We start from the raw sequence: 17,169 nt of genomic DNA on the forward strand, positions 1-17,169 counted from the left end.
CGGCCCGAGTCCGAATAATCCACTGGACGCTAGACCTCGTGTGGGGTCTGACACCATGGAATCAAGATGTCTGCTGTAGCTGAAGTACCTGTCCCCAATGCCGTGCCCGGTGCCACGTATGCGCCCCGCCCCGCGCTTGCGCAGCGCTGGAATGCGCTCGACCGAGGCCAACGTCTTCGTTGGGGCGCACTGGCAGCCTTGGTCGCTGTAGGTCTGGTGGCGGCGGCGGTGTTCTATCGCCAGCCTGATTACAAGCTGCTGTTCTCCAACGTCAGTGACAAGGATGGCGGAGCCATCGTGGCGCAGCTGACGCAGATGAACGTGCCCTACAAGTACAGCGAGGGCGGCGGCGCCATCCTCATCCCCGCAGACCGTGTGCACGATGTGCGCCTGAAGCTGGCCACACAAGGCCTGCCCAAGGGCTCGGTGACGGGCTTCGAGCTGATGGAGAACAGCAAGTTCGGCATCACCCAGTTTCAGGAGCGCCTCAACTTCCAGCGCGGCCTGGAAGGCGAGCTGACGCGCTCCATCCTGGCGCTCAATGCCGTGCAAAGTGCTCGCGTGCATCTGGCACTGCCCAATCAGAACGGATTTTTCCGTGAGCAGCAAAAGCCTTCGGCTTCCGTGCTGCTGAGCCTGCATCCTGGTCGAATGCTGGACCGTGCGCAGATTGCGGGCATCGTGCATCTGGTGGCATCCAGCGTGCCCGAGATGGAGCCTGCTGCCGTCAGCGTGGTGGACGACACCGGCAAGCTGCTTTCGCAGTCGCCTGACGGCAATGCCGGCGGCGTGGACATGCAGCAGTTCCTCTACACCCAGCAGGTGGAGCAGCAATATGTGCGCCGCATTCTGGACATTCTGGAGCCCGTGGTCGGCAAGAACAATGTGAAGGCCCAGGTTTCGGCCGAGCTGGACTTCAGCCAGACCGAATCGACTTCCGAACAGCATCGTCCGAACCAGTCCGCCGACGGCGGGGCCGTGCGCAGCCAGCAGGTGATGGAGACCAATGGCGAGAAGACGGCCACTCCACCTACTGGCGTGCCTGGCGCGACCAGCAACCAGCCTCCTCAGAACTCCACCGCACCCATCAACGGAGCCAATCCTGCGCCGCAGGCTGCGGGTGCAGGCCAGGGCAACGCCCAGGGCAACAAGCGCGAGTCCATCACCAATTACGAAGTGGACAAGACCGTCAGGGTCACACGCGGCAGCACCGGCACCGTCAAGCGCCTGACGGCTGCGGTGGTGGTCAATGCCCCGTTGGCTGCTGCGGCTGGCACCGATGCGGCGACAGCGGCAACGGCAGCAGCTGTCAGCTCCGGCCTGCGCCCTCTGACGGCGCAGCAGCAGGAGCAGTTGCTCACGCTGGTGCGCGAGACCGTGGGCTATAGCGCCGACCGAGGCGACTCGGTGAATCTGGTCAGTGCACCCTTCATGGACAGCGGTGCCGCTCCGGCCGAGCTGCCGATGTGGAAGGATCCCGAAATTCAGGCCATGGCCAAGAGCCTGGGCGTGCCGATTGCGCTGGCGCTGTTTGGTGCCCTGGTGTTGCTGGGCCTGGTGCGCCCCTTGCTCAAGGGGCGCAATACCGGCCCCGGCGCTCAGCTCAATGCCATTGAAGCCGAGGCGCTGGACAGGCCGGCTCTACCCGCCCCTGTGAAGGAGCTGTCGCCGACCAAGGAGCAGGAGCGACTGGACCAGGCCCGTCATCTGGCCAAGCAGAACCCGATTGCGGTGGCGAACATCGTGAAGACATGGATTAACGGTGAGGGGTGACGAAGTCACCCCCTGAGGCGCGTTGCGCCTTCCCCCTTCTCTCTTTGGGAGGGGGACGATGCCCTCGCTGCGGGGCGGCGGGGCCGCCTAGGCCCTTGCTCGGCATCCCCGGCATGGGACGGTTGAATAACTAGTAGAGAGTTTTGAATATGGACGATAGAGGTCTGAACGACGCTGCCATCTTGCTGGTCTCCCTCGGCGAGGAAGAAGCGGCCGAGGTGTTCAAGCACCTCACGCCCAAGGAAGTGCAGAAGCTGGGCGAGACGATTGCCCGCATGCGTGGCGTGACGCGGGAAAAGGTTGATTTCGTGATCGACCGCTTCACCAGCGATGCGGCGTCGCAGAGTCTGCTGGTCGACGATGCCAGCGACTATGTGCGCTCGGTGCTCAAGCGTGCCCTGGGCGATGACAAGGCGGCGCTGCTGATCGACCGCATCATGCAGGGCGGCGACATCTCGGGCATCGAAAGCCTGAAGTGGATGGACCCGCTGTCGGTGGCCGAGCTGCTGCGCGGCGAGCATCCGCAGATAGTGGCGGCGATTCTGGTGCACCTGGAATATGAGCAGGCTGCGGCCGTGCTGATGCAGTTCCCCGACCGCGCACGCAGCGAGGTCATGCTGCGCGTGGCCACGCTGGAAGGCATTCAGCCCACGGCGCTCAAGGACCTGAACGAAGTGCTGTTCAAGGTGCTGGCAGGCGGCGACAAGGTGCGCAAGACCTCGCTGGGCGGCGTCAAGACTGCAGCCGAAATGCTCAACCAGATGGGTGGCAATGCCGATGTGGCGGTGCTCGATACCATCCGCAACTACGACCCCGAGCTGGCGCAGAAGATCATGGACAAGATGTTCGTCTTCGACGACCTGGTCAAGCTCGACGACCGCTCGGTGCAGCTGGTGCTGCGCGAGGTGGTGTCCGAGACGCTGATCGTGGCGCTCAAGGGCGGCTCCATGGAAGTGCGCGACAAGATTCTGGCCAATATGTCCATGCGTGCGGCAGAGTCGCTGCGCGAGGACCTGGAAGGCCGCGGCCCCATGCGTCTGTCCGAAGTGGAAGCCCAGCAGAAGGAAATCCTCAAGGTCGTGCGTCGTCTGGTCGAGGAAGGCCAGGTAACCATCGGCTCTGGCCCGGAGGACAGCTATGTCTAAGGGCCAGCCTCCGCGCTCGCACTCGCGCTTTATTCCGCAGGAAGAGATCGACGACAGCACCGTGGTGCAATGGCGCTTCGGTGCAGTGGGCGCGCAGAGCGGTGGTGTCTTCGCGCCTGCACAGCCGGCGGCCTTCATCCCGGCTGGGGTAGAGCACTTCAACGGTTTTTTCCCCTCTATTGCCCATCAACCGCAGGCGCAACCAGAGGTGCAGGCCGTGGAGCCGGTGGAGCCGGCTGCCCCGGCTTTCGACGAGGAGCAGCTGCAGCAGATGCTGGAGCAGGCACGTGCCGAGGGCCATGCACAGGGCCTGGCCGAAGGCCGCACACAGACGCAGCAGCAATGGCAGCAGCATCTGGACGACCATATCAACGGCGCGGGCCGCGAGAGTGCGAAGCGTGTCGATGGCGTGTTGCAGGGCCTGGAAGACAACTTCAAGCAGCTGCAGTCGGGCATGGCCCAGGAGTTGCTGAATCTGGCCTGCGATATTGCCCGCCAGGTGGTGCGCCAGGAGCTGCGCAGCCAACCCCAGGCCTTGCTGCCCGTGATTCGCGAGGCGCTGGACATGCTGGTCGACGAGAGCCGCCCGGTGACCGTTCGTCTGAACCCCGCAGACTTTGAACTGCTCGATGAAGCCCTGCGTGCCGAGCATGGTGCGCACAGCCGCATCCAGTGGCTGGGCGATGCCTCGATTGCCCAGGGCGATGTCAAGGTGGAGTCGGGTGGTGCCGAGATCGACGGCGGCCTGGACAAGCGCTGGCGTCGCGCCGTGGCGGCTCTGGGTCTGGTCTCCACCTGGTATGACGGAGACAAGGCATGAACCCCTGGCAGCAGTTCATGAGCCAGGCGCGCGCACGCTATGCCGAGCCTGTGCCGCTGGAATGCCAGGGCCGTCTGACCCGGTTGACCGGCATGGTGCTGGAGGCTTCGGGGCTGCGCGTTCCCGTCGGGGCGCAATGCCATATTCATCAGCATGGGCAGGAGCCTGTGCTGGCCGAGGTGGTCGGCTTTGCCGGCGAGCGCGCCTTTCTGATGCCTGCGGGCGATATTCAGGGTCTATCCAGCGGCGCCATGGTGACGCCGGCAGCCCCCTTTGTTCCCGTGCCCCAGCTGGGCGTGCTGGAGACCGAGAAAGTCAGCCAGACCGTGGGCGTGCTGCGCCTGCCCATGGGGGATGGCTTGCTGGGGCGGGTGGTGGATTCGCAAGGCATTCCGCTGGACCATGCGGGCGAGCTGGGCAGCGTGGTGCCCGAGGTGCTGGACCGCAACCCCATCAACGCCATGGACCGGGATCCCGTGCGCGAGTCGCTGGATACCGGTGTCAAGGCGCTGAACGCGCTGCTGACCGTGGGTCGCGGCCAGCGTCTTGGCCTGTTTGCCGGCTCGGGTGTGGGCAAGTCCGTGCTGCTGGGCATGATGGCGCGCTACACCCAGGCCGATGTGATCGTGGTGGGCCTGATCGGCGAGCGTGGCCGGGAGGTCAAGGAGTTCGTCGAGGACATCCTGGGCGCCCAGGACCGCAGTCGCGCCGTGGTGGTGGCTGCCCCCGCCGATGCGCCGCCGCTGCTGCGCATGCAGGGCGCCAGCTACGCCACGGCGATTGCCGAGCACTTCCGCGACAAGGGAAAGCATGTGCTGCTGCTCATGGATTCCTTGACCCGCTATGCCATGGCCCAGCGCGAAATCGCCCTGGCCATCGGCGAGCCGCCGGCTACCAAGGGCTATCCGCCATCCTGCTTTGCCAAGCTGCCCGCGCTGGTGGAGCGCAGTGGCAACGGTCTGCACGGCGTAGGCTCGATCACGGCCTTCTACACCGTGCTGTCCGAGGGTGACGATCAGCAGGACCCGATTGCCGATGCGGCTCGCGCCATTCTCGACGGTCACGTCGTGCTCTCGCGGGCCCTGGCCGAGACCGGGCATTACCCGGCCATCGATATCGAGCAGTCGGCGTCTCGCGTCATGCACAACGTGGTCTCGCGCGAGCATTTCGAGCTGGCGCGTCGCTTTCGCGCCGTCTATTCGCGCTACCAGAAGGGGCGCGATCTCGTGCAGGTCGGTGCCTATGTGCCGGGCTCCGACCCGCAGCTGGACGAGGCGATTGCGCTGCAGCCCGCCATGACCGGGTTTCTGCAGCAAAGCATGTTTGAAAGCTCCAGCATGGAGCAAAGCCTGGCCGGCATGGCGCAAGCCATGCAGCGGGGCTGAGCATCAACGGGTTAGCCAGAGGGAGAGTCGCAGATGTCGTCCTTGAATGCCTTGAACGTCGCCATTGAAGCCGCAGAGCGCAAGCGTGACGAGGCCCGCACCGCCATGCAGGAGCGCCAGCGTGCTCAGCAGGCGGCGCAGGCCCAGATGGATCAGCTGCAGGGCTATGTCCTGGAGATGCAGGCGCGCTGGGGGGCCCAGGAAGGGATGGCCGTGCAGCCCGAGGTCATGCATCACCAGTATCAGTTCATGGAGCGCCTGCAGCATGCCATCGGCTTGCAGACCCGGGTTGTGGCCGACCAGAACATTCGCCTGGAGACCGCACGTCAGGCCCTGCTGGCGGCCGAGCTGCGCGTGACCAGTCTGCAGAAAGTGGTGCAGGCCCGCCGCCGTGATGTGGCACTGGCCCAGATGCGCCGCGAGCAAAAAGATACCGACGAGCGCGCCACCATGGCCTTTTTTCGACGCAGCTTCGGCCTGCAACTTCAGGAGGCCTGAGCATGGCGGAAACCAGAATTGATGGCCCGCGCAGCGGTGAATCTCGCACCGGCAAGGCCATGGCGCAGTCCATGAGCTCGGCCAAAAGCGCTACGGCGGAGGCAGGCGAGCCCGGCCAGGGCTTTTCATCGCTGCTGGCATCGCTGGATGGATTCGTGGCTGCAGGCCTGCCGCAGGCGGCGCAGCAGCCTGCCGAGGTGCAGGACGTGAAGCAGGCACCAGGCGAGCAGGATGCGCTGCTGATCGCTCAAGGCCATGCGCCGTGGATGAGCCTGGTCGGACAGACCGCCCAGCTGGATGGGCAGGGTGATGCCGATCTGCGCCAGGGCGTGGCCACCGACTTTCTTTCGGGCAGAGGCCATGCCGCGCAACTGGCCCATCGCCAGGCTTTGCAGCTCGGGTCCGGGCAGGCCCATGCCGCATTCATGGGCAAGGATTTGCAGTCAAATCAGGCTCAACTATATACAGTGCAAGCGCAAGCAGCTATTAATTCTGATGAGGCTGCCTTGCAGCCGCAGCGGGATGCAGTCGCGCAGGGGCAGGACAGCGTGCACAGCGCGCTGGCTTCGGCGACTGAAGAGGTGCCTGCTGCGCGCCTTGAGCCTGCTGCGCACAAGGCGCAGGCATTGCCGCAGCAGGGCATCGGCCTGCAGGGCATGACGGCCGTGCAGCCCCAGGCCCTGGAAGGTCTCAAGGATTTGCTGCGTGCGGCCCGCTCGTCCCAGCAGGATGACGCTGCGCCACAGGGCAAGACGGCGGCAGTGCAGGGCGGGGCCGACTTGCAGGCCGCAGCGGCAGCCGTAGGGGCAGCCATGGGAGCGTCGAGCGCGGGCATGCAGGGCGGTGGCCAGAACAGTTCAGACTTCGGCCAGAACCTGGCGGGGCAGGATGCCGCACCTGCAGAGCGCGAGCAGGAGGTTTCCGAGCAGGTGGCGTTCTGGGTGCATCAGAAAACGCAGAATGCCGCGCTGTCGATCCAGCATGAAGGCAAGGCTATCCAGGTCCAGGTGCAGTTGAACGGCCAGGAGGCTCATGTGCGCTTTGCCGCAGGCGATGAGCAGGCTCGCCAGTTGCTGGCCGACGGTCAGGCTCAGCTGCGCGAGCTTTTGCAGGCCCAGGGGCTGAATCTGAGCGGCGTCAGCGTGGATGCGGGCGGTGCCGATGCCCGGTCCGGGGGCGACAGCCAGGGCGAGGGCGTCCAGCACGGCCAGGCCAGGGTGGCCCGGGTCTCGGTCAATGCTGCCGAGCTGCCCATGGGCGCAGCCGGTGCGCGCAATGGCGCGCTGCCGGTGCAGTCTGGCGTGGACCTTTTTGTGTAAATGATCAGAGCCGGCTCACGGAAACGGTGAACCGGACATGGCGCGAAACCCGGAATGAAGCCGGGTTTCGCGCTTTTATTCGGGCAATGGTCAGCAGGGCGGGCGGCGAATAATTCAGGCGTGGATCTTCCGTGTCGCGGCAATGGCTGCGAGGTGGATGCAGTCCCCCACTCTTGAGGAATACCCGCCGTGTCAGCCAATCCCAATGCCGCCCCTGTCGCACCTGCTCCTGCCAAAAGCAAGAAGCTGATCGTCATCGTGGCCATCGTTGCCGTGCTGGCCATTGTGGCTGCCGCAGCCTATGTGCTGATGATGCAGCGCCAGCACAGCAGCGCCGATGGCGAAGAAGAAGTCAGCGCCAAAGCCACAGTGCCCACGTTTCTGCCGCTGGACAATATGGTGGCCAATCTGGCCGACCCCGGCGGCGACCGTTTTGTGCAGCTGGGCATCACGCTTGAGCTGTCCGACGAAAAGACGGCTTCCACCGTCAAGCAATACCTGCCCAGCATCCGCAACGGCATCCTGATGCTGGTGTCCCAGCGCACGGCCGACGAGCTGCTGGCGCGCGAGGGCAAGGAAAAGCTGGCTGCCGACATTCTGACCGAGGTCTCGGCACCGCTGGGCTTCGGCCCGGGCGCCAAGAAGCGCTCGCGCGACGATGAAGAGGCCGACGAAGACAGCCCGCGTGCCAATCGCAAGGGGCCTGTGCGTCGCGTGCTGTTCTCCAGCTTCATCATTCAGTAAGCAGGGAGGGAGTGCATGAGCGATTCTTTTCTCTCCCAGGAAGAGGTTGATGCTCTTCTTGAAGGCGTTACCGGCGAAAGCCAGCGCTCCGAGGTGGTGGAGGTCGATCTCGGCCAGGTCCGCAGCTACGACATCTCCAGCCAGGAACGCATCGTGCGTGGGCGCATGCCCACCATGGAAATTGTCAACGAGCGATTTGCCCGCAACTTCCGCATCGGCCTGTTCAACTTCATCCGCCGCAGCCCCGAGGTTTCCGTCGGCACGGTGACGGTGCAGCGCTACAGCGCCTTCCTGCGCGAGCTGGCCGTTCCGACCAATTTCAACATCATGGCCATTCGCCCGCTGCGCGGTAATGGTCTGATTGTCTGCGATCCCTCGCTGGTGTTCGGCGTGATCGACACGCTGTACGGCGGCACGGGTCGCCTGCAGACCCGCATCGAGGGGCGCGACTTCTCGACCACCGAGCAGCGCGTGATCAACCGCATGGTCAATGTGATCTGCGAGGAATACAAAAAAGCCTGGCATGGCATCTATCCGCTGGAGCTGGCCTATCAGCGCTCGGAAATGCAGCCGCAGTTCGCCAACATCGCCACGCCCAGCGAAATCGTGGTCTCCACGGCGTTTCAGCTGGAGATCGGCGATATCTCGGGCTCCATCCACATCTGCATGCCCTATGCGACGCTGGAGCCGATTCGCGACGTGCTGTATTCGTCCACTCAGGGCGACGCCATCGAAGTGGACCGCCGCTGGGTCAAGGTGCTGACGCGGGAGATTCAGGCCGCCGAGGTTACGCTGGTGGCCGAGCTGGCCCGCGCCGATGCCACGGTGGAGCAGCTGCTGGCCATGCGCCCGGGTGACTTTATCGAGCTCGACCGCGAGCCGCTGATTCGTGCCTCCATCGGTGGGGTGCCGGTTTTCGAGTGCCAGTACGGCACGCACAACGACAAATATGCAATCCGCGTGGAACGCAGCCTGCGCGGTGGCGAGACCAGCTGGATGGGAGAGAAGCATGGCAATTGATGACAACAACAAGCCCGCAGGTGACGATCCGTTCTCCGGCTGGGCCGAGGCGCTGGAAGAGCAGCGTCAGCATGACCAGGCCGTCGAAGGCCCCGAACTGTCCGACCAGGGCGGGCCGCTGGCGGGTGACGCCGCTCGCAGCTATGGCGATGTGCCGGTGCACGATATCAATATGGTGCTGGACATTCCGGTTCAGCTGTCCGTGGAGCTGGGCCGCACCAAGGTGCCCATCAAGTACATTCTGCAACTGGCTCAGGGCTCGGTGGTGGAACTTGATGCCCTGGCCGGCGAACCCATGGACGTGCTGGTCAACGGCTACCTGATCGCCCAGGGCGAGGTGGTGGTGGTCAACGACAAGTTCGGTATCCGCCTGACGGACGTGGTGACACCGTCCGAGCGTCTGCGCCGGGTCAGCCGTGGTTGATAACGCGGCCAACTCTGCGGCAGCGGCTCCTTCCATGTGGCCCACGCTGCTGCTGGTCATCCTGTTTGTGGCTGTCATGGCGGCGCTGCCCTGGCTGGTGCGTCGTCTGCAGCAAAAAAACCTCCTGCCCCGTGGCATGGGGATGGCCCGTGGTGCCGCCTCGGTTCCGGCGCAGGTGCTTGGCACGCTGGCCATTGGCCCGCAGCAGCGGGTGGTGACCGTGCAGCTGGGTGAAGGGGAGCAGGCCGTGCGCCTGGTGCTTGGTGTGACGGCGCAGCAGATCCAATGCCTGCATGTGCTGCAAGACCCATCCGCATCCTTGCAATCTGCCCGTGCGGCCCATTCACCTGGCGTCTCATCGTTCACCGACTCGCTGATGCGCGCGCAGGCCGACGAAGCGGCCCGGAATTCTGGAAATGTCTAAATTCGTCTCTCGTGCTGCTGCCGCTGTCCTGCTGGCCATGCCCCTGATGGCCGCAGCCCAGGGCGCACCCGCCAGTCTGCCGCTGCTGGTAGGCCAGGGCGCGGGCGGCACCAGCTATTCGGTGCCCATCCAGACACTGCTGTTTTTCACGGCACTGTCGTTCCTGCCCGCCATCTTGTTGTTGATGACGGGCTTTACCCGCATCGTCATCGTGCTGAGCCTGCTGCGCCAGGCGCTGGGCACGCAGTCCGCGCCGCCCAATCAGGTGGTGATCGGTCTGTCGCTGTTTCTCACCATGTTTGTGATGGGGCCCACGCTGGACAAGGTCTATCAGGAAGCCTATCTGCCCTACACGCAAAACAGCATCAGCTTCGAGCAAGCCATGGACAAGGCCGAAGCACCCATGCGCGGCTTCATGCTCAAGCAGACACGCCAGTCGGACTTTGCGCTGTTCAAGCGCCTGGCCAAGCTGGATGCGAATGTCACGGCGGAAACAGCACCTCTGCGGGTGCTGGTGCCGGCCTTTGTGACCAGCGAGCTGAAAACGGCTTTTCAGATCGGTTTCATGATCTTCATTCCGTTTCTGATCATCGATATGGTGGTGTCCTCCATCCTCATGTCGCTGGGCATGATGATGCTCTCGCCCGTGCTGGTGGCCCTGCCTTTCAAGCTCATGCTGTTTGTGCTGGCCGATGGCTGGAATCTGATCATCGGCTCTCTGGCGGCAAGCTTTGCTACATGAGATACCCCTGAGGCGCTTGCCTAGGCGGCCCCGTGCCTTCCCCAAGGGGGACGGTATCTGCTGCGAGGCGGCTCTTGCTCGATGCCTCTTACGTGGGCTGCGCTAGTTTCAAGTGCGTTTAATCCTGTCGCTGATCGGGGGAGAAAAACAATGACTTCTCAATTTGTTCTGACCTTTGGCCGCGAGGCGCTGACCCTGCTGCTCATGATCTCCATGCCTGTGCTGGGCGTGGTCATGGGCGTGGGTCTGCTGGTGAGCGTCTTTCAGGCTGTGACCCAGGTGCATGAGGCCACGCTGGCCTTTGTGCCCAAGCTCATCGCTGCCGTGCTGGTGTTTGCCGTGGCGGGACCGTGGATGCTGTCCACGCTGGTGGATTTCATTCGTCGCACCATAGAAAGCATTCCAGGTTCGGTGGGATGATCTCCTTTAGCGAAGCCCAGATTGCAGCCTGGCTCTCGCCACTGATCTGGCCGTTTGTGCGCGTGCTGGCGCTGTTCACCACGGCGCCCGTGTTTTCTCAGAAAGCCATTCCCATGCGGCTCAAGGTCGGGCTGGCTTTCCTGGTTGCGCTTTGCGCGCAGCCCGTGCTGGGCGAGCAGACGGTGGTCAGCATTGCCTCGGCCCAGGCACTGGGCACTCTGGTGCAGCAGGTGGTGATCGGCTTGTCCGTGGGCTTTGCCGTGCGTCTGGTGATGGCGGCCATCGAAGTCGCCGGTGAAGTGGTAGGCCTGCAGATGGGCTTGAACTTCGCGTCTTTCTTCGACCCGACCAGCAATGCCCAGCTCAGTGCCGTGGCGCGCTTCATGGTGCAGATCGCCACCTTGCTGTTCATCGTCATCAACGGTCATCTGCTGGTGCTGATGGCGGTTCTCAAGAGCTTTGAAGCCTTCCCCGTCGATGGCAACTTTCTGCAGGCCATCTCCCAGATGCGGATCCACGAGATGGGCAGTGCCGTCTTTGCCAGCGCTTTCTGGATTGCCCTGCCCATGATTGCCATGCTGCTCTTCGTCAACCTGGTGCTGGGGATCATCTCCCGGGTCGCGCCACAGATGAATATCTATGCCGTGGGCTTTCCTGTCACCTTGACTGTGGGTCTGCTGGGCTTGACGGCGACCCTGCCCTTGCTGGAGCAGCCCCTGGTGGCTCTGCTGCTAAAGGGGATGGCAGTCTTCGGGGTTTAGCGCGAAGCACTATCTGTTTGATAGCTTGGTGCGCTTTATGGCAAGGGGATAAGGCCGCTTTGGCCTCAAGCGAAAAAGCTGACTCGATGCGGGCGCACAAGCCAGTGATGAGCAGCCAGCGCATGGCCTGCAGCGCGGTTCAGGGTGTATCGATCAGTCCGTTCTTGATGGCATAGGCGGTCAGCTCCGCGTTGCTGCCCATGCCCAGCTTCTCCAGCACCCGTGCCCGGTACACGCTCACCGTCTTGGGGCTGAGCATCAACTCCTGCGCAATATCGGTCTGGCGCTGACCGCTGGCAATCTTCAGCAGCGTCTGCATCTCGCGCTCGGACAAGGTTTCATGCGGCACGGGGGCGGCTGGTTGGGCCAGGCTGTCGGCCAGCATCTGGGCCACTTCGGCAGTCAGGTATTTGCGTCCGCTGTGGACGGTGCGCACGGCGTCGATCAGCAGCACCGGATCCCCTGCCTTGTTGGCATAGCCGGCCGCGCCAGCCTTGATGCTGCGCAAGGCGTACTGGTCTTCGGGATACATGGAGACCATGATGACGCGGATCTGCGGATGCGTTTCGCGCACGCTGGCCAGCACTTCCAGGCCGCTGCGGCCCGGCATATTGATGTCCAGCAGCAGCACATCGCAAGCAGCGTCGCGCAGTTGCTCACGCAGTTCGGCATAGCTGCCGGCTTCTGCGGTGACGCTGATGTCCGTCGCCTCTGCCAGGGTGTCGCGTATGCCCCGGCGCAAAATGGCATGGTCGTCGCACAGCACCACGTGAATCAAGGTCGCTCTCCCAGGAAGTCAGATGGCAGACCGGACAAGCGCGCGGTTGGGTGGCTCATGCCTGGTTCTCTGCCAGAGGAATGGTGAGAATGATAGAGGTTCCTCGGCCGGGGTGGCTGCTCACATCCAGCCAGCCTTGAATTGTTCGTGCGCGCTCACTTAATCCCCGAAGTCCGAAAGATTGAGGCTTGTTGCGATCATCCTGGCTCAGGCCTATGCCGTTGTCTGTTACTTCCAGTGTCAAAAAACCTTCGTGGTCGGACAAATCCAGCGTCACCTGGCTGGCTTGTGCGTATTTGCTGATATTGGTCAAGGATTCCTGTGCCGTACGGTAGACCACCACCTGCTGCGCGGCGGCTATTTCCATATGCTCACGGCTGGTGTGCAACTGGGCGGGTATGCCGGTGCGGCGCTCGAAGTCCAGGGCCAGCCATTGCACGGCCGCCACCAGCCCCTGGTCCAGCACGGGTGGGCGCAGGTTCTGCATGATGCGCTGGCTGGCTCCCAGTGCGTGTTCCAGCATCTCCAGTGCCGACCTGGCATGCTCGCGCGGCTTGCCTTCGGGGCTGTTGCGGATCAGCCAGGCCAGGTCAAACTTGACGGCCGTGAGCGAGCCGCCGATGTCGTCGTGAATCTCGCGCGAGATACTGGCGCGCTCCTGCTCGATGCTGGTGTGCAGATGTTCGGTCAGCTCGGCCAGGCGCTTTTCGGACTCGGCCAGCTGTAGTGCGGCGCGGCGGCGGGCTCGCCTCGCCTCATGAACCTCCATGGCGCGCTTGACGACATGGGGCAGACCGTTGATCTGGTCCTTGAGCAGATAGTCGCTGATGCCCAGCCGCATGATGTCCACGGCGGCGGATTCGCCGATAGCGCCCGACAACAGCACAAAAGGAGGGGCATCGGCACGGGTTCGCACCAGGTCCCAGACGTCGAGAGCCGTGAAGCCGGGCAGATGATAGTCCGCCAGAATCAGGTCGAAATCCTGTGTCTCCAGGGCGCCCTGTACCTCCTGCAGACTGTCCACTGCCGTGAGCGAGCAGGGCAGCTGCCCGCGCTTGAGGCTCAGGCGTGCCAGAGCCTGATCTGCGACAGAGTCTTCAATATGAAGGATTTTCAGGGTCTGATTCCGGAATTGCATATCGCCAAGGACGCTATCATTGGATACATTTTGGAACATCGAGGGTAGTCGTCAAGTGTGGCCGTGTGGTCGCAGGGCGGGCTGCCGGGCGGTTCATTTCGTGGAGCATGACGGCGTGGCTGTCATGATGGTTTTACGCAGTTGGAGTAACAATGCAGACGATGCAAAACCCTTCGGGTGTGCCTGCAGTTGCCGTGCCGGTGATGGTGGCTGCGGAGCTGCAGGATGCCTTGCTGGTCACGCTGCGTGATCTGCAGCGTCTTGAAGGGCTGCTGGACCATGCCACGCACAATCTGCTGGAGCGCTTTGAGCAAGTCAACGGGCAATTGTCGCAGCCTGCCTTGCCCGATTCTGCAGCACTGGCTACAGCACGTGAGTCGCTGCGGCTGGCGGTGACCGAGCTCCAGTTTCACGATATGTCGTCTCAGCTGATTGCCCATATGGCACATACCTTGCAAGCCTGCGCTTTCAGGCTCGGGGCTGCCGCCATGGGCAGGGACGAGGATGAGGCGGAGTCCGCCATCAGTCTGCCAAACCTGCCCGAAAAGCCCAATCCCGTCACGCAAAGCGAGATGGATGCCGGCTCTGTGGAGCTGTTTTGAACTTCTACCCTGTTTTCCGTTGCCCGTCTGTTGGAGCTGTACATGCGATCGATTCTGGCTGTTGATGATTCCCCCTCGATGCGAAAGATGGTGTCTTTCACATTGAGCAGTGCTGGTTTTAAGGTGGTGGAAGCCGTCGACGGTGTGGATGCGCTGGAAAAAGCGCAGGCGCAAAACATTGATCTGGTGCTGGCCGACCAGAACATGCCGCGCCTGGACGGCATCGGTCTCACGCGCAAGCTACGTGAAAACCCGAAGTTCAAGGGCACGCCGATCTTGATACTGACCACGGAATCCAGCGATCTGATGAAGCAGGCGGGCCGGGCCGCAGGTGCCACAGGCTGGTTGGTCAAGCCCTTCGATCCCAATCGATTGATCGAAGTTATTCAAAAAGTGCTGCGTTAAGCCGATAACAACGAATCACAGCAGGAAACACCATGGCGGATACACACCAGGATGGCGCAGGTTCGGGCGCAGACTTCGACCTTAGCCAGTTCTATCAAATCTTTTTCGAGGAAGCCAGCGAGAACCTCGACCAGATGGAGCAGATGTTGCTCAGCCTGGACCTTTCGGCCGCCAACGATGAAGAGCTCAACGGTATTTTCCGCTGCGCCCACTCCATCAAGGGCGGTGCGGCGACCTTCGGCTTCTCGGATGTGACCGAGCTCACGCACCGCATGGAGTCCCTGCTGGACCGCCTGCGCCGCCACGAAATCACGCCTATCCCCGAGATGGTCGATGTGCTTCTGGAGTCGGCGGACGCCAGCCGCAGCTTGCTGGCACGTCACCAGTCCGGCGACGAGGGCGAGCCGGTTTCGACTGCGGAACTGGTGGTGCGTATCGAGGCCCTGGCCCAGGGCCTGACCGAAATCCCCCAGGTCAATCGCAGCGCGGGAGCTGCCGGGCCTGTGCAGTCGGCTGCCGCTGTTGCCTCGGTGGCGACGGATACGCCTGCTCCAGCACCGGCCCCCGCAGCCGCCCAGGTTGCAGAGCCAGGTCCTGTGATCGGTACCGAGCCTCCCGAGGGCGCGCGCGAGCTGACTATCGAGATCGGCCCGCTGTCCCGGCTGGAGCTGGGCGACGCCATCAAGGAGCTGTTCCGCGATATTCCGGGCCTGGGCACGATTCAGGACCAGGTCGGCACCAAGGCCGATCACCGCCTGTTCAAGGTCAGGACGGTGTCCACCGATGACGAACTGCGCGATCTGTTTGTCTTCCATGTCTCCAAGGAGCAGGTGCAGATCAGCGATGCCGCCCAGCCGCAGTCAGCAGCCGAGCCGGTAGTCGAGCCGGTAGTCGAGCCGGAAGCCCTGGCGGATGAAGAGGCGGCCATGCCGCCCCACAATCTGCCGGCCGAAGAAGCCTACGGCTTTTTTGCGGGCGCTCCGGGCAGCCCCGAGGCCCAGCAAAATCAGGAGCATGCCGCACTTGGCGGCGCTGGTGGCGTGGCGCAAAAGGCGGCACCCAAGGCCGCTGCTGCGCATATGGAGTCCACCAGCATCCGTGTCGATGTGAAGAAAGTGGATCAGCTCATCAATCTGGTGGGCGAGCTGGTCATCACCCAGGCCATGCTGGCGCAGAACAGTCAGGGGCTGGACCCGACGACCTATCAGCAGCTGCTGGCCGGCCTGGCCGATCTGGATCGCAACACGCGCGACCTGCAAGAGTCTGTGATGTCGATCCGCATGATTCCCATGTCCACCGTGTTCAGCCGCTTCCCGCGCATGCTGCGCGATCTGGCGGGCAAGCTGGGCAAGAAGATCGATCTGGTCACGCTGGGTGAGGCCACCGAGCTGGACAAGGGACTGGTCGAAAAGATCACCGATCCGCTGACCCATCTGGTGCGCAACAGTGTGGACCACGGCATCGAGATGCCCGAGGACCGCATCGCTGCGGGCAAGTCAGAGCATGGCACGCTGACGCTGGCGGCATCCCACCAGGGAGGCTCCATCGTCATCGAGGTGCGCGACGACGGCAAGGGCATGAATCGCGAGAGGATTCTGAACAAGGCCCGCGAGCGCGGCATGGATGTCTCCGACAGCATGCCCGACAGCGATGTCTGGCAGCTGATCTTTGCGCCGGGCTTTTCGACGGCCGATGTGGTCACCGATGTCTCGGGCCGCGGCGTGGGCATGGACGTGGTCAAGCGAAACATCACCTCGCTGGGCGGCACGGTCGAGATCGAGTCCGTCGCCGGCGTGGGCATGAAGGTGGCGGTGCGCCTGCCGCTGACGCTGGCCATCATGGACGGCATGTCCGTCGGTGTGGGCGAAGAGGTCTATATCCTGCCGCTGTCCTCGGTGGTCGAGTCCTTCCAGGTCAAGGCCGACGATGTCAACACCGTGGCCAACGGCACGCAGCTGGTCAAGGTGCGCGACGAATACATGCCGGTGATCGCGCTGGAGCGTACTTTCCAGGTGCCGCGCGCCGATGAAAGCCAGACCAGCAACATCATGGTGGTGGTCGAGGCCGAAGGCAGCCGCGTGGCGCTGCTGGTCGACGAGCTGCTGGGCCAGCATCAGGTGGTGGTGAAGAACCTGGAAAGCAATTACCGCAAGGTGCCCAATGTATCGGGTGCCACCATTTTGGGCGACGGATCCGTGGCGCTGATTCTGGATACGGGCGCTCTGGTGCGCCGTACCCGCCACTGAGGCAGCCGACCCGAACAACGCAGAGAGAGCCGACATGAACATCATCAACAAGACTGCCGAAGGCGTGGCCACCGGGGCGCGCGAATATCTGACCTTCCGCCTGGGCGAGGAGGAATACGGCATCGACATCCTCAAGGTGCAGGAAATCCGTGGCTACGAGCAGCCCACGCGCATTGCCAACGCGCCCGAGTTCATCAAGGGTGTGGTCAATCTGCGCGGCACCATCGTTCCCATCGTGGACATGCGCCTGCGCTTCAACTGCTCCGAGGTGGAGTACAACGCCTTCACCGTGGTCATCATCCTGAACCTGCGCAATCGCGTGGTCGGCATTGTGGTGGACTCGGTCAGCGATGTGATGGAGCTGCCCGCCGATGCCGTGCGTCCTGCACCCGATATCGAAAGCGCCATCGACAGCGGCTGCATCCTGGGCCTGGGTTCGGTGGGCGAGCGCATGCTGATCCTGCTGGACATCGAGAAGCTCATGGGTAATGTCGACATGGGCCTGGTGGCCTCCGAAGCCTGAGC

Annotated in this window: 19 protein-coding genes; 17 read left to right on the top strand and 2 right to left on the bottom strand. The window is 63.3% G+C overall.

From position 1 onward, the window contains the following. Positions 1 to 66: 66 nt before the first annotated feature. The 13 genes from fliF to fliR all read left to right on the top strand — a co-directional run bounded on the left by fliF (position 67) and on the right by fliR (position 11,475). On the top strand, positions 67 to 1,773 hold the full coding sequence (gene fliF / locus NOX35_RS02595) for a flagellar basal-body MS-ring/collar protein FliF (protein WP_256495628.1): 1,707 nt from the start codon (positions 67 to 69) through the stop codon (positions 1,771 to 1,773). 149 nt (positions 1,774 to 1,922) lie between these two features. Continuing rightward, positions 1,923 to 2,918: a flagellar motor switch protein FliG gene (fliG, locus tag NOX35_RS02600; protein ID WP_003059149.1), complete on the top strand. Its 996-nt coding sequence runs from the start codon at positions 1,923 to 1,925 to the stop codon at positions 2,916 to 2,918. Further along, entirely contained in the window at positions 2,911 to 3,738 is an 828-nt protein-coding gene (locus NOX35_RS02605) for a FliH/SctL family protein (protein WP_256495630.1), read from the top strand. Before fliG ends, NOX35_RS02605 begins: the two co-directional genes overlap by 8 nt. After that, the gene (gene fliI / locus NOX35_RS02610; protein WP_182285507.1) at positions 3,735 to 5,123 is read left to right on the top strand and encodes a flagellar protein export ATPase FliI; all 1,389 of its coding nucleotides are present in this window, start codon (positions 3,735 to 3,737) and stop codon (positions 5,121 to 5,123) included. The genes NOX35_RS02605 and fliI overlap by 4 nt, the downstream gene beginning before the upstream one ends. A gap of 33 nt (positions 5,124 to 5,156) precedes the next feature. Next, positions 5,157 to 5,621, top strand: a complete 465-nt coding sequence (fliJ, locus tag NOX35_RS02615; protein ID WP_182285508.1) for a flagellar export protein FliJ — start codon at positions 5,157 to 5,159, stop codon at positions 5,619 to 5,621. Positions 5,622 to 5,623: 2 nt separating this feature from the next. Next, positions 5,624 to 6,940: a flagellar hook-length control protein FliK gene (locus tag NOX35_RS02620; RefSeq protein ID WP_256495632.1), complete on the top strand. Its 1,317-nt coding sequence runs from the start codon at positions 5,624 to 5,626 to the stop codon at positions 6,938 to 6,940. Positions 6,941 to 7,129: 189 nt separating this feature from the next. Further along, positions 7,130 to 7,684 (top strand): flagellar basal body-associated protein FliL, encoded by a 555-nt coding sequence (gene fliL / locus NOX35_RS02625; RefSeq protein WP_182285510.1) that lies wholly within the window; start codon positions 7,130 to 7,132, stop codon positions 7,682 to 7,684. Positions 7,685 to 7,699: 15 nt separating this feature from the next. Then, positions 7,700 to 8,704, top strand: coding sequence for a flagellar motor switch protein FliM (gene fliM, locus NOX35_RS02630; RefSeq protein WP_003065459.1), 1,005 nt, complete (start codon positions 7,700 to 7,702; stop codon positions 8,702 to 8,704). After that, positions 8,694 to 9,128 (top strand): flagellar motor switch protein FliN, encoded by a 435-nt coding sequence (gene fliN / locus NOX35_RS02635; protein WP_003077935.1) that lies wholly within the window; start codon positions 8,694 to 8,696, stop codon positions 9,126 to 9,128. Before fliM ends, fliN begins: the two co-directional genes overlap by 11 nt. A 34-nt stretch (positions 9,129 to 9,162) precedes the next feature. Further along, positions 9,163 to 9,552: a flagellar biosynthetic protein FliO gene (locus NOX35_RS02640; RefSeq protein WP_182287083.1), complete on the top strand. Its 390-nt coding sequence runs from the start codon at positions 9,163 to 9,165 to the stop codon at positions 9,550 to 9,552. Beyond that, positions 9,545 to 10,294 carry a flagellar type III secretion system pore protein FliP gene (gene fliP, locus NOX35_RS02645; protein WP_371878514.1) on the top strand — a complete coding sequence of 250 codons (750 nt, stop codon included), beginning with the start codon at positions 9,545 to 9,547 and terminating at the stop codon, positions 10,292 to 10,294. The genes NOX35_RS02640 and fliP overlap by 8 nt, the downstream gene beginning before the upstream one ends. 150 nt (positions 10,295 to 10,444) lie before the next feature. Continuing rightward, a complete protein-coding gene (fliQ, locus tag NOX35_RS02650; RefSeq protein ID WP_003059126.1) occupies positions 10,445 to 10,714 on the top strand; it encodes a flagellar biosynthesis protein FliQ in 270 nt (89 codons plus the stop codon). Then, on the top strand, positions 10,711 to 11,475 hold the full coding sequence (gene fliR / locus NOX35_RS02655) for a flagellar biosynthetic protein FliR (RefSeq protein ID WP_182285512.1): 765 nt from the start codon (positions 10,711 to 10,713) through the stop codon (positions 11,473 to 11,475). The genes fliQ and fliR overlap by 4 nt, the downstream gene beginning before the upstream one ends. 139 nt (positions 11,476 to 11,614) lie before the next feature. Here fliR and NOX35_RS02660 read toward each other — a convergent pair whose 3' ends face one another. Together NOX35_RS02660 and NOX35_RS02665 are read right to left on the bottom strand one after the other, a co-directional pair. After that, the gene (locus tag NOX35_RS02660) at positions 11,615 to 12,253 is read right to left on the bottom strand and encodes a response regulator transcription factor (RefSeq protein WP_003065450.1); all 639 of its coding nucleotides are present in this window, start codon (positions 12,251 to 12,253) and stop codon (positions 11,615 to 11,617) included. Between the two features lie 55 nt (positions 12,254 to 12,308). Then, complete coding sequence (locus NOX35_RS02665) at positions 12,309 to 13,430, bottom strand: ATP-binding protein (RefSeq protein WP_256495634.1); 1,122 nt, start codon at positions 13,428 to 13,430, stop codon at positions 12,309 to 12,311. 113 nt (positions 13,431 to 13,543) lie between these two features. Between NOX35_RS02665 and NOX35_RS02670 the strand changes: the two genes are divergently transcribed. From NOX35_RS02670 to NOX35_RS02685, 4 genes are read left to right on the top strand one after another with little or no spacing between them, the layout of a single operon-like run. Further along, entirely contained in the window at positions 13,544 to 13,993 is a 450-nt protein-coding gene (locus NOX35_RS02670; RefSeq protein WP_003065446.1) for a hypothetical protein, read from the top strand. 42 nt (positions 13,994 to 14,035) lie between these two features. After that, positions 14,036 to 14,398 carry a response regulator gene (locus NOX35_RS02675; RefSeq protein WP_003059121.1) on the top strand — a complete coding sequence of 121 codons (363 nt, stop codon included), beginning with the start codon at positions 14,036 to 14,038 and terminating at the stop codon, positions 14,396 to 14,398. A 32-nt stretch (positions 14,399 to 14,430) separates the two neighbouring features. Then, positions 14,431 to 16,644 carry a chemotaxis protein CheW gene (locus tag NOX35_RS02680; protein WP_256495636.1) on the top strand — a complete coding sequence of 738 codons (2,214 nt, stop codon included), beginning with the start codon at positions 14,431 to 14,433 and terminating at the stop codon, positions 16,642 to 16,644. A gap of 34 nt (positions 16,645 to 16,678) precedes the next feature. Further along, a complete protein-coding gene (locus NOX35_RS02685; RefSeq protein ID WP_003077929.1) occupies positions 16,679 to 17,167 on the top strand; it encodes a chemotaxis protein CheW in 489 nt (162 codons plus the stop codon). The last annotated feature ends 2 nt before the right edge of the window (positions 17,168 to 17,169 follow it).

The organism is Comamonas sp. C11 (assembly GCF_024496285.1).
Lineage (GTDB): Bacteria > Pseudomonadota > Gammaproteobacteria > Burkholderiales > Burkholderiaceae_C > Comamonas > Comamonas testosteroni_F.

Bases quoted from the DNA above. Each gene is read 5' to 3' on its own strand.
- NOX35_RS02685 (WP_003077929.1), top strand. From the start codon at position 16,679: ATGAACATCATCAACAAGACTGCCGAAGGCGTGGCCACCGGGGCGCGC.
- fliG (WP_003059149.1), top strand. From the start codon at position 1,923: ATGGACGATAGAGGTCTGAACGACGCTGCCATCTTGCTGGTCTCCCTC.
- NOX35_RS02680 (WP_256495636.1), top strand. From the start codon at position 14,431: ATGGCGGATACACACCAGGATGGCGCAGGTTCGGGCGCAGACTTCGAC.
- fliP (WP_371878514.1), top strand. From the start codon at position 9,545: ATGTCTAAATTCGTCTCTCGTGCTGCTGCCGCTGTCCTGCTGGCCATG.
- fliQ (WP_003059126.1), top strand. From the start codon at position 10,445: ATGACTTCTCAATTTGTTCTGACCTTTGGCCGCGAGGCGCTGACCCTG.
- fliI (WP_182285507.1), top strand. From the start codon at position 3,735: ATGAACCCCTGGCAGCAGTTCATGAGCCAGGCGCGCGCACGCTATGCC.
- fliF (WP_256495628.1), top strand. From the start codon at position 67: ATGTCTGCTGTAGCTGAAGTACCTGTCCCCAATGCCGTGCCCGGTGCC.
- NOX35_RS02605 (WP_256495630.1), top strand. From the start codon at position 2,911: ATGTCTAAGGGCCAGCCTCCGCGCTCGCACTCGCGCTTTATTCCGCAG.
- fliR (WP_182285512.1), top strand. From the start codon at position 10,711: ATGATCTCCTTTAGCGAAGCCCAGATTGCAGCCTGGCTCTCGCCACTG.
- NOX35_RS02640 (WP_182287083.1), top strand. From the start codon at position 9,163: ATGTGGCCCACGCTGCTGCTGGTCATCCTGTTTGTGGCTGTCATGGCG.
- NOX35_RS02665 (WP_256495634.1), bottom strand. From the start codon at position 13,430: ATGTTCCAAAATGTATCCAATGATAGCGTCCTTGGCGATATGCAATTC.
- NOX35_RS02675 (WP_003059121.1), top strand. From the start codon at position 14,036: ATGCGATCGATTCTGGCTGTTGATGATTCCCCCTCGATGCGAAAGATG.
- fliJ (WP_182285508.1), top strand. From the start codon at position 5,157: ATGTCGTCCTTGAATGCCTTGAACGTCGCCATTGAAGCCGCAGAGCGC.
- fliN (WP_003077935.1), top strand. From the start codon at position 8,694: ATGGCAATTGATGACAACAACAAGCCCGCAGGTGACGATCCGTTCTCC.
- NOX35_RS02670 (WP_003065446.1), top strand. From the start codon at position 13,544: ATGCAGACGATGCAAAACCCTTCGGGTGTGCCTGCAGTTGCCGTGCCG.
- fliM (WP_003065459.1), top strand. From the start codon at position 7,700: ATGAGCGATTCTTTTCTCTCCCAGGAAGAGGTTGATGCTCTTCTTGAA.
- NOX35_RS02620 (WP_256495632.1), top strand. From the start codon at position 5,624: ATGGCGGAAACCAGAATTGATGGCCCGCGCAGCGGTGAATCTCGCACC.